General features: G+C 63.4%; 7 protein-coding genes. All 7 read left to right on the forward strand.

What is annotated here, in order from left to right; translation table 11 throughout:
- Entirely contained in the window at positions 1 to 996 is a 996-nt protein-coding gene (locus WBB85_RS18575; RefSeq protein ID WP_432640080.1) for an ABC transporter substrate-binding protein, read from the forward strand.
- A gap of 72 nt (positions 997 to 1068) precedes the next feature.
- Positions 1069 to 3225 (forward strand): ABC transporter permease, encoded by a 2157-nt coding sequence (locus WBB85_RS18580; protein ID WP_432640081.1) that lies wholly within the window; start codon positions 1069 to 1071, stop codon positions 3223 to 3225.
- 16 nt (positions 3226 to 3241) lie between these two features.
- A complete protein-coding gene (locus tag WBB85_RS18585) occupies positions 3242 to 4336 on the forward strand; it encodes an ABC transporter ATP-binding protein (RefSeq protein WP_432640082.1) in 1095 nt (364 codons plus the stop codon).
- A gap of 190 nt (positions 4337 to 4526) precedes the next feature.
- The gene (gene purL / locus WBB85_RS18590) at positions 4527 to 6686 is read left to right on the forward strand and encodes a phosphoribosylformylglycinamidine synthase subunit PurL (RefSeq protein ID WP_432640083.1); all 2160 of its coding nucleotides are present in this window, start codon (positions 4527 to 4529) and stop codon (positions 6684 to 6686) included.
- The gene (locus tag WBB85_RS18595) at positions 6686 to 7138 is read left to right on the forward strand and encodes a GNAT family N-acetyltransferase (protein WP_432640084.1); all 453 of its coding nucleotides are present in this window, start codon (positions 6686 to 6688) and stop codon (positions 7136 to 7138) included. Before purL ends, WBB85_RS18595 begins: the two co-directional genes overlap by 1 nt.
- Positions 7139 to 7227: 89 nt before the next feature.
- The gene (locus WBB85_RS18600; RefSeq protein WP_432640085.1) at positions 7228 to 7470 is read left to right on the forward strand and encodes a BolA/IbaG family iron-sulfur metabolism protein; all 243 of its coding nucleotides are present in this window, start codon (positions 7228 to 7230) and stop codon (positions 7468 to 7470) included.
- Between the two features lie 6 nt (positions 7471 to 7476).
- Positions 7477 to 7836 (forward strand): Grx4 family monothiol glutaredoxin, encoded by a 360-nt coding sequence (gene grxD / locus WBB85_RS18605; RefSeq protein WP_432640086.1) that lies wholly within the window; start codon positions 7477 to 7479, stop codon positions 7834 to 7836.
- Positions 7837 to 7853 lie beyond the last annotated feature (17 nt).

Genomic DNA, 7853 nt, shown 5'->3' on the forward strand with positions numbered 1-7853 from the left:
GTGCTGGCCGTGCTGGCCGCCCCCGCTTTCGCCGATGAACTGAACGTCGTCTGTTCGAACGAACAGGACTGGTGCGACCTGATGGCCTCGAATTTCGAAGCCGCGACCGGTATCGACGTCGCCATGGTCCGCAAGTCGACCGGCGAGACCCTGGCGCAGGTGCGTGCCGAGGCCGGCAATCCCAAGATCGACATCTGGTGGGGTGGTACGGGCGACCCGCATCTTATCGCTGCCGCAGAAGGTCTGAGCGAACCATCCGGTGCCGACACTTCAACGCTGCTGCCCTGGGCTGTGAACATTGCCGAGATTTCCGGCGGCAAGACCATCGGCATCCATGCCGGGGCGCTGGGGATCGCCTATAACGCCGATGTTCTGGCCGAAAAGGGCCTGAACGCACCTGCCTGCTGGAAGGATCTGGCCGATCCCGCCTACAGGGGCGAAATTCAGGTCGCGAACCCCAATTCCTCGGGCACCGCTTACACCGAGCTTGCCACCCTCACTCAGCTTTTCGGCGAGGATGAGGCCTTCAAGCTTCTGGCCGAGATCGGGGCCAACGTGAACCAGTACACCAAGTCCGGATCGGCCCCGTCGAAGGCCGCCGCACGCGGCGAGACCACGATTTCCATCGGCTTCATGCATGACATGGTCAAGCTGCGCAAAACCGGCTTCCCGCTGGAGATCGTCGCACCCTGCGAGGGGACCGGTTACGAGGTCGGCGGCGTGTCGGTGATCAAGGGTGCCAAGAACCCTGACGCCGCGAAGAAATGGGTCGATTTCGTGCTGACCGCCGAGGCGCAGCAGGCCGGATTGCAGGTCGGCGTCTACAACGTGCCCTCGAATTCCGGTGCCACGCTTGACCCGGATTCGCCCGACCTCTCTTCGATCAAACTGATCGACTATGACTTCGCCACCTATGGCGCATCGGACACCCGCGAACGCCTTCTGGCGCGCTGGGATGCCGAGGTGAAGGGCGCCGGTGGCGCGGTCGAAGAGTAAGCCAAAGGCCGGGCCGCCAGAGGATCTGGCGGCCTGCCACCCCGAAAGCGGGACAATCAAGGAAGTGCGGCGATGAAGCGGACGGCGGGGCTCTGGCTCCTGATCGGGCTTGTGGGCTATGCCCTTTTGCCCTGGTACATGGTGTCTGGCGGGGTCTTTGGCCTTGGCTGGCTGGCGGAAATGTCCGGCGACGGGGCTGCTCCCGCCCTCTGGCAGGTCATTCTGCATGGTAAATGGTGGCTATCCGGTCCGCTTCCGGCCTTCGCCGCCGCAGCAGCGGTGCTTGGGTTCGTGCATGGTCAGACAGCCATGGCGCGCGGGCTTGTCGTCGTTGCGGCGGCGGGGCTTGGGCTTCTGATCGCTCAGGGGCTTTTGATCCCCGGCACTGCCGCGCGGTTCGGCTGGATCGCGGGCGAGGGCCAGCCCGGCATGGGCGCGGGGGCTTTCGTCACCGCGCTCGCGCTTCTCCTGATCCTGACCACCGGCATTTCCGGTCTTGGCCGGGGCCGGGGCGATGCCTTTGTGACCGGCCTCATCGGCCTGATCGTGGCGCTGGTCGCAACCTTCGTCTTCTACCCCGTCGCCCATGTCCTGATCCGCGCGTTCGAGATGAAGGGCGGCGCAGGTTACGGCGTGTCAGAATTCCTCAGACGCTTCTTTTCCGCCGATCTCTGGGGGCTCGGCTGCCTGGTCGGCGGGGACTGCGGTCCGGCGATCAATTCGCTGATCCTGGGGCTGATGACCGGGGCGGGGACAACCGCGCTTGGCCTTGCCTTCGCGCTGATCTTCACCCGGACCGGGTTCCGCGCCAAGCCGCTTTTGCGGGTTCTTACGATCATTCCAATCATCACGCCGCCCTTCGTCATCGGCCTTGCCCTGATCCTGCTTTTCGGCCGCGCGGGCACGGTGACAGAGTTCTTCGCCGACGCTTTCGGCTGGGAAAAGACCCGCTGGCTCTATGGCTTCGGCGGCATCTACCTGGCACAGATGCTCTCGTTCACGCCCATCGCCTTTCTGGTGCTGATCGGCGTGGTCGAAGGCGTCAGCCCGTCGATGGAGGAGGCGAGCCAGACGCTGGATGCCGACCGCTGGCAGACCTTCCGCTATGTCTCCCTGCCGCTGATGCGCCCCGGGCTGGCCAATGCCTTCCTTCTCGGTTTCATCGAAAGCCTTGCCGATTTCGGCAATCCGCTGGTGCTGGGGGGCAATTTCAACGTGCTTTCGACCGAGATCTATTTCGCCATCGTCGGCGCGGTCGCCGACCCCGCCAAGGCCGCGATCCTGTCAATCGCGCTTCTGGCGATGACGCTTGGTGCCTTTCTGGTCCAGCGCCGCTGGGTCGGCAAGAAATCCTACGCCACGGTCACCGGCAAGGCGGATTCGGGGCGTCATTCCGCGCTGAACCCCACCTTGCGCTGGGCCTGCTACCTGACAGCGCTGCCCTGGGCCGCCTTCACCGCCGCGATCTATTCGATGATCGTCTTCGGGTCCTTCGTGAAGCTCTGGGGCTACAACCACTCCTTCACGCTTGAGCATTACATCCGCGCCTTTTCAGTCTCGTTCACCGACGGCATCCGCTTCACCGGTTCAGCCTGGGACAGCTATTTCACCACGCTGACCATCGCCGGCATCTCGGCCCCGCTCACGGCTTTTGTCGGCCTCGCGACCGCCTATCTGCTGGTGCGCCAGAAATTCGCGGGCAAAGAGGCGTTCGAGTTCTCGACCATGCTTTCCTTCGCCATCCCCGGCACGGTGATCGGCGTGGCCTATGTCATGGCCTTCAACTTCCCGCCGATCGAGCTGACGGGAACCTCGATCATCCTCATCCTCGTCTTCGTCTTCCGCAACATGCCGGTGGGCGTGCGGGGCGGGATCGCGGCCATGTCGCAACTTGATCGCAGCCTTGATGAGGCCTCGATCATGCTGGGCGCGAACAGCTTCACCACCGCCCGCCGGGTGATCGCTCCGCTGCTTGGCCCCGCGATCCTTGCCGCCCTGACCTACAGTTTCGTACGCGCCATCACCTCGGTCTCGGCCGTCATCTTCCTCGTCTCGGCCCGGCACAACATGGCGACCTCGTTCATCGTCGGCCGCGTCGAAAACGGCGAATTCGGCTTTGCCATCGCCTATTCGGCGGTGCTGATCCTGACCATGCTCGCCGCCATCCTCATCCTGCAACTTCTCATTGGCAAACGCCGCCTGCGCCGGGCGGATCGTGTCGAGACCTGACCATCGGAGACCCCAGATGCTGAACAAGACCCCAAAAGGCTCCGTCCGCTTCGAAGGCGTGGTCAAACGCTTCGGCGAGGTGACGGCGCTGAAACCGCTCGACCTCGACATCGCGCCGGGCACACTCGTCACGCTGCTCGGCCCCTCGGGCTGCGGCAAGACCACAACGCTCCGGCTGATCGCAGGGCTGGAAAGCGCCACCGAGGGCCGTATTCTGATCGGCGGCCATGACGTGACGCATCTGTCGGCGACCTATCGCAAGGTCTCGATGGTCTTTCAGTCCTACGCGCTCTTTCCGCATATGACGGTGATCGAAAACGTGGCCTACGGCCTGACCGTCAAACGCATACCCAAGGCCGAGGCCCATGCCCGCGCCGAGGAGGGGCTGGAGATGGTCGGGCTCAAAGGCTTTGGCAAACGCCTGCCCTCTGAACTCTCCGGCGGCCAGCAACAGCGCGTGGCCGTCGCCCGCGCCATCGTGCTGGAACCCGAGGTGCTGCTGCTGGATGAACCTCTGTCGAACCTTGATGCGAAACTCCGCCGTCACGTGCGCGAGGAAATCCGCCAGATCCAGCAGCGGCTGGGCCTGACCGCAGTCTATGTCACCCATGATCAGGAAGAGGCGATGGCGGTCTCAGACCGGATCATCGTGATGAAGAATGCCGGGATCGCCCAGGAAGGCACGCCGCGCGACCTTTACGAACGCCCCGCGAATGAATTCATCGCCGACTTCATCGGTGACGCGAACCTTTTGCCGTGCGAGGTCTCCGGGCATGGCGACAGTGGAACCACCATCCGGCTGGGCGGCGAGAGCCTGACCCTTCCGAACGCAGAGGCGCCTCTCGGTAGCGCTGCGTTGGTCCTACGGCCTCATCAGGTGCGCATCTCCCGCGTGCCCGCACCCGGCAGCTTCGCCGCCGAGGTCAGTTATGCCGCCTATCTCGGAAACCAGATCCAGTACACGCTGACCAGCGCATTGGGAGAGGTCTTTGCCGTCGTGCCACCGGGCGCGGAACCCTTTGCGGTCGGTGACAGCGTATTTCTGGGGTTCCCGAGCGCCGAGGTGCAGCTTGTCCCGGTCGTTGCGACCGATCAGCGGATGACGACGTGACCGCGCAAGCGCCCCTGGCACGAATGACCGCTGCGACGCGGCTGTGCCCACGCCGATAACCCCCGCCCAAGAGGGATCATGACGCTTCAAGGGTGCGACGAAAAATATCGCCTCCCTTGCGTGGGGGCCTTTCCTCTCACCGTCTTCCCCCCTAAAAGGCGCAGCATCGCGAAAGCCCCGGGGGACGAGCATGCAAGAACCTGAGATCACCAAAGACCTGATCGCCGCGCATGGGCTGAAACCCGACGAATATGACCGCATCCTTGAGATCATCGGTCGCGAGCCGACCTTTACAGAACTTGGCATTTTCTCGGCGATGTGGAACGAACATTGTTCCTACAAATCCTCCAAGAAATGGCTACGCACCCTGCCGACCAAGGGCCCGCAGGTCATCTGCGGACCCGGCGAAAACGCGGGCGTTGTCGATATCGGCGACGGGCAGGCGGTCATCTTCAAGATGGAGAGCCACAACCACCCGTCCTATATCGAGCCGCATCAGGGTGCGGCGACCGGCGTCGGCGGCATTCTGCGTGATGTCTTCACCATGGGTGCGCGCCCCATCGCGGCGATGGATTCGCTTTCTTTCGGTCTGCCCTCGCATCCCAAGACTGCGCATCTGGTGAAGGGCGTGGTCGAGGGCGTCGGCGGATACGGCAACAGCTTCGGCGTGCCGAATGTCGGGGGCGAGGTGCGGTTTCACGCCGCCTATAACGGCAATTGTCTGGTCAACGCCTTCGCTGCAGGTTTGGCGGATACCGACAAGATCTTCTATTCCGCCGCCTCAGGCGTCGGCATGCCCGTGGTCTATCTCGGCGCGAAAACGGGGCGCGACGGCGTCGGCGGTGCCACCATGGCATCGGCCGAGTTCGACGATACAATCGAGGAAAAGCGCCCCACCGTTCAGGTCGGTGACCCCTTCACCGAAAAGCGCCTGCTGGAGGCTTGCCTTGAACTGATGGCCTCGGGCTCTGTCATCTCCATTCAGGATATGGGGGCCGCGGGCCTGACCTGTTCAGCGGTCGAGATGGGCGACAAGGGCGGGCTTGGCATTCAGTTGACGCTCGACCACGTGCCGCAGCGCGAAACCAATATGACCGCTTATGAGATGATGCTGTCCGAGAGCCAGGAACGCATGCTCATGGTGCTGAAGCCGGAAAAAGAGGCCGAGGCGCGGGCGATCTTCGAAAAGTGGGACCTCGACTTCGCCATCGTCGGCGAAACTGTCGCCGAGGACCGGTTCCTGATCCTGCATGGCAATGAGGTGAAGGCCGATCTGCCGCTCTCGAAACTCTCGTCCTCCGCGCCGGAATACGACCGGCCCTGGGTGCCGACGCCCGCCGCCACTCCGCTGACCGGCACCGTCGATATCGACCCGATCGACGCGCTGAAGGCGCTGATCGGTTCGCCCAACTACGCCCACAAGGCCTGGGTCTGGGAACAATATGATACGATGGTCATGGCCGACACTGTGCGTATGCCGGGACTTGGCGCAGGTGTGGTGCGGGTTCATGGCACGAAAAAGGCGCTGGCCTTCACCTCGGACGTGACACCTCGCTACGTCAAGGCGAACCCCGTCGAGGGCGGCAAACAGGCGGTGGCCGAGGCGTACCGCAACCTGACCGCCGTCGGGGCAACGCCCTTGGCCTCCACCGACAACCTCAATTTCGGCAATCCCGAAAAGCCCGAGATCATGGGCCAGTTCGTCGGCGCGATCAAAGGCATCGGCGAGGCTTGTGCAGCGCTCGACATGCCCATCGTCTCGGGCAATGTTTCACTTTACAACGAAACCGACGGCACGGGCATCCTGCCGACGCCGACCATCGGCGCGGTCGGCCTTCTCAACACGCTGAGCGACCTCATCGCGGGCCTTCCTGCTGACGGTGACATCGCCATGGTGATCGGCGCGACAACGGGCCATCTCGGCCAGTCCGCGCTGCTGGCCGAGGCCTTTGGCCGCGAAGAAGGCGACGCCCCGCATGTCGATCTTACCGCCGAACGCCGCAATGGCGAATTTCTGCGCGCAAACAAGGGTTTGCTCAGCGGCGCCACCGACCTGTCCGATGGCGGCCTCGCGCTCGCCGCCTTCGAGATGGGCGAAGCCGCCGGGATTGGCGTTGCGCTCGACAGCGCCGATATCGGCCAGCTTTTCGGTGAGGATCAGGCCCGCTACCTCGTCGCGGTCACGCCCGGCAACGCTGCCGCACTGGAAGCGGCGGCTGCGAAAGCCGGGGTTCCGCTGGCCCGCACCGGCACATTCGGCGGCACATCGGTGACGTTCGGCCAAAGCAGCGGTGATCTGGCGGAACTGTCCAGGCTCTACCGCACGGCCTTTGCCGCCGCCGTCACCTGATGCTGCGTCCGGCTGCCTCCGTCGATCTGGACTTTGTGCAAGATCTGCTGAACCGGCCGGAAAACCTCGACCGTCTGGCCGCCTACGATAGCGATGCGTTGCATTCCGCCCTGACCGATCCGGCCTGGCGGCTGGTGATCTGGGACGAGGGCGGCGAGGACGCTGGTTTTGCGCTGCTTTCGCAAGTTGTTTCCGGAGGGAAGGCCAAACTTGAAGAGCTTGCCATCGACCGCCCCGGCGGCGGACATGGCAGCAAGCTGATGAACGCGCTTTTTGACGACCTGAGGGAACTTGGTGTCTCTGGCCTTTGGCTTTACGTCGTCCCCGAAAACTATCGTGCGATCAGCTTTTATCGAAGGTGCGGCTTTCACCCGGTCGATGGACCGACAAAGCTGTGGCGCCGACGCTCCGGCCCGCCGGTCGAACCAATCAGGATGGAGCGGACATTGTAGGCCGAGACCCGAACCGTGCCATCCGCAATCTTGCGGCTGGACGCGGGCAAGCCTACATTCGTTTCCAAGATCAAAGGGAAGGACGCCACATGGCGATGCAAGCGCAGGAAATCGAAGACCTGATCCGGGCGACATTCCCGGAGGCGAAGATCACCATCACCGATCTCGCGGGCGACGGAAACCACTATGCCGCCGAGGTCATCGACGAAAGCTTCCGCGGCATGAACCGCGTCCAGCAACAGCGTGCGGTCTATGCCGCGCTGAAGGGAAAAATGGACGGCGCGCAGGGCGAATTGCATGCACTGGCGCTGACAACGAAGGCACCGGAGTAAGATGAAATGACCGCCAAAGACCGCATCAGCGAAACCGTCAGCCAGAACGACGTCGTCCTTTATATGAAGGGCACCAAGTCCATGCCGCAATGCGGGTTCTCGTCCCGCGTGGCCGGGGTGCTGAACTTCATGGGCATCGATTATGCCGATGTGAACGTGCTGGAGGACGCCGATATCCGTCAGGGGATCAAGGATTTCTCCGATTGGCCGACCATCCCGCAGCTTTACGTCAAAGGTGAGTTTGTCGGCGGCTGCGACATTATCACCGAGATGACGCTGTCGGGTGAGCTGGACCAGCTTTTCACCGACAAGGGCATTGCCTTCAACAAGGACGCCGCCGACCAGATCCGCGCGGCCAACGCCTGATCCTGACTGGCTGTTCC

This window comes from Albidovulum sp. (assembly GCF_049646345.1).
Taxonomy (GTDB): domain Bacteria; phylum Pseudomonadota; class Alphaproteobacteria; order Rhodobacterales; family Rhodobacteraceae; genus Albidovulum.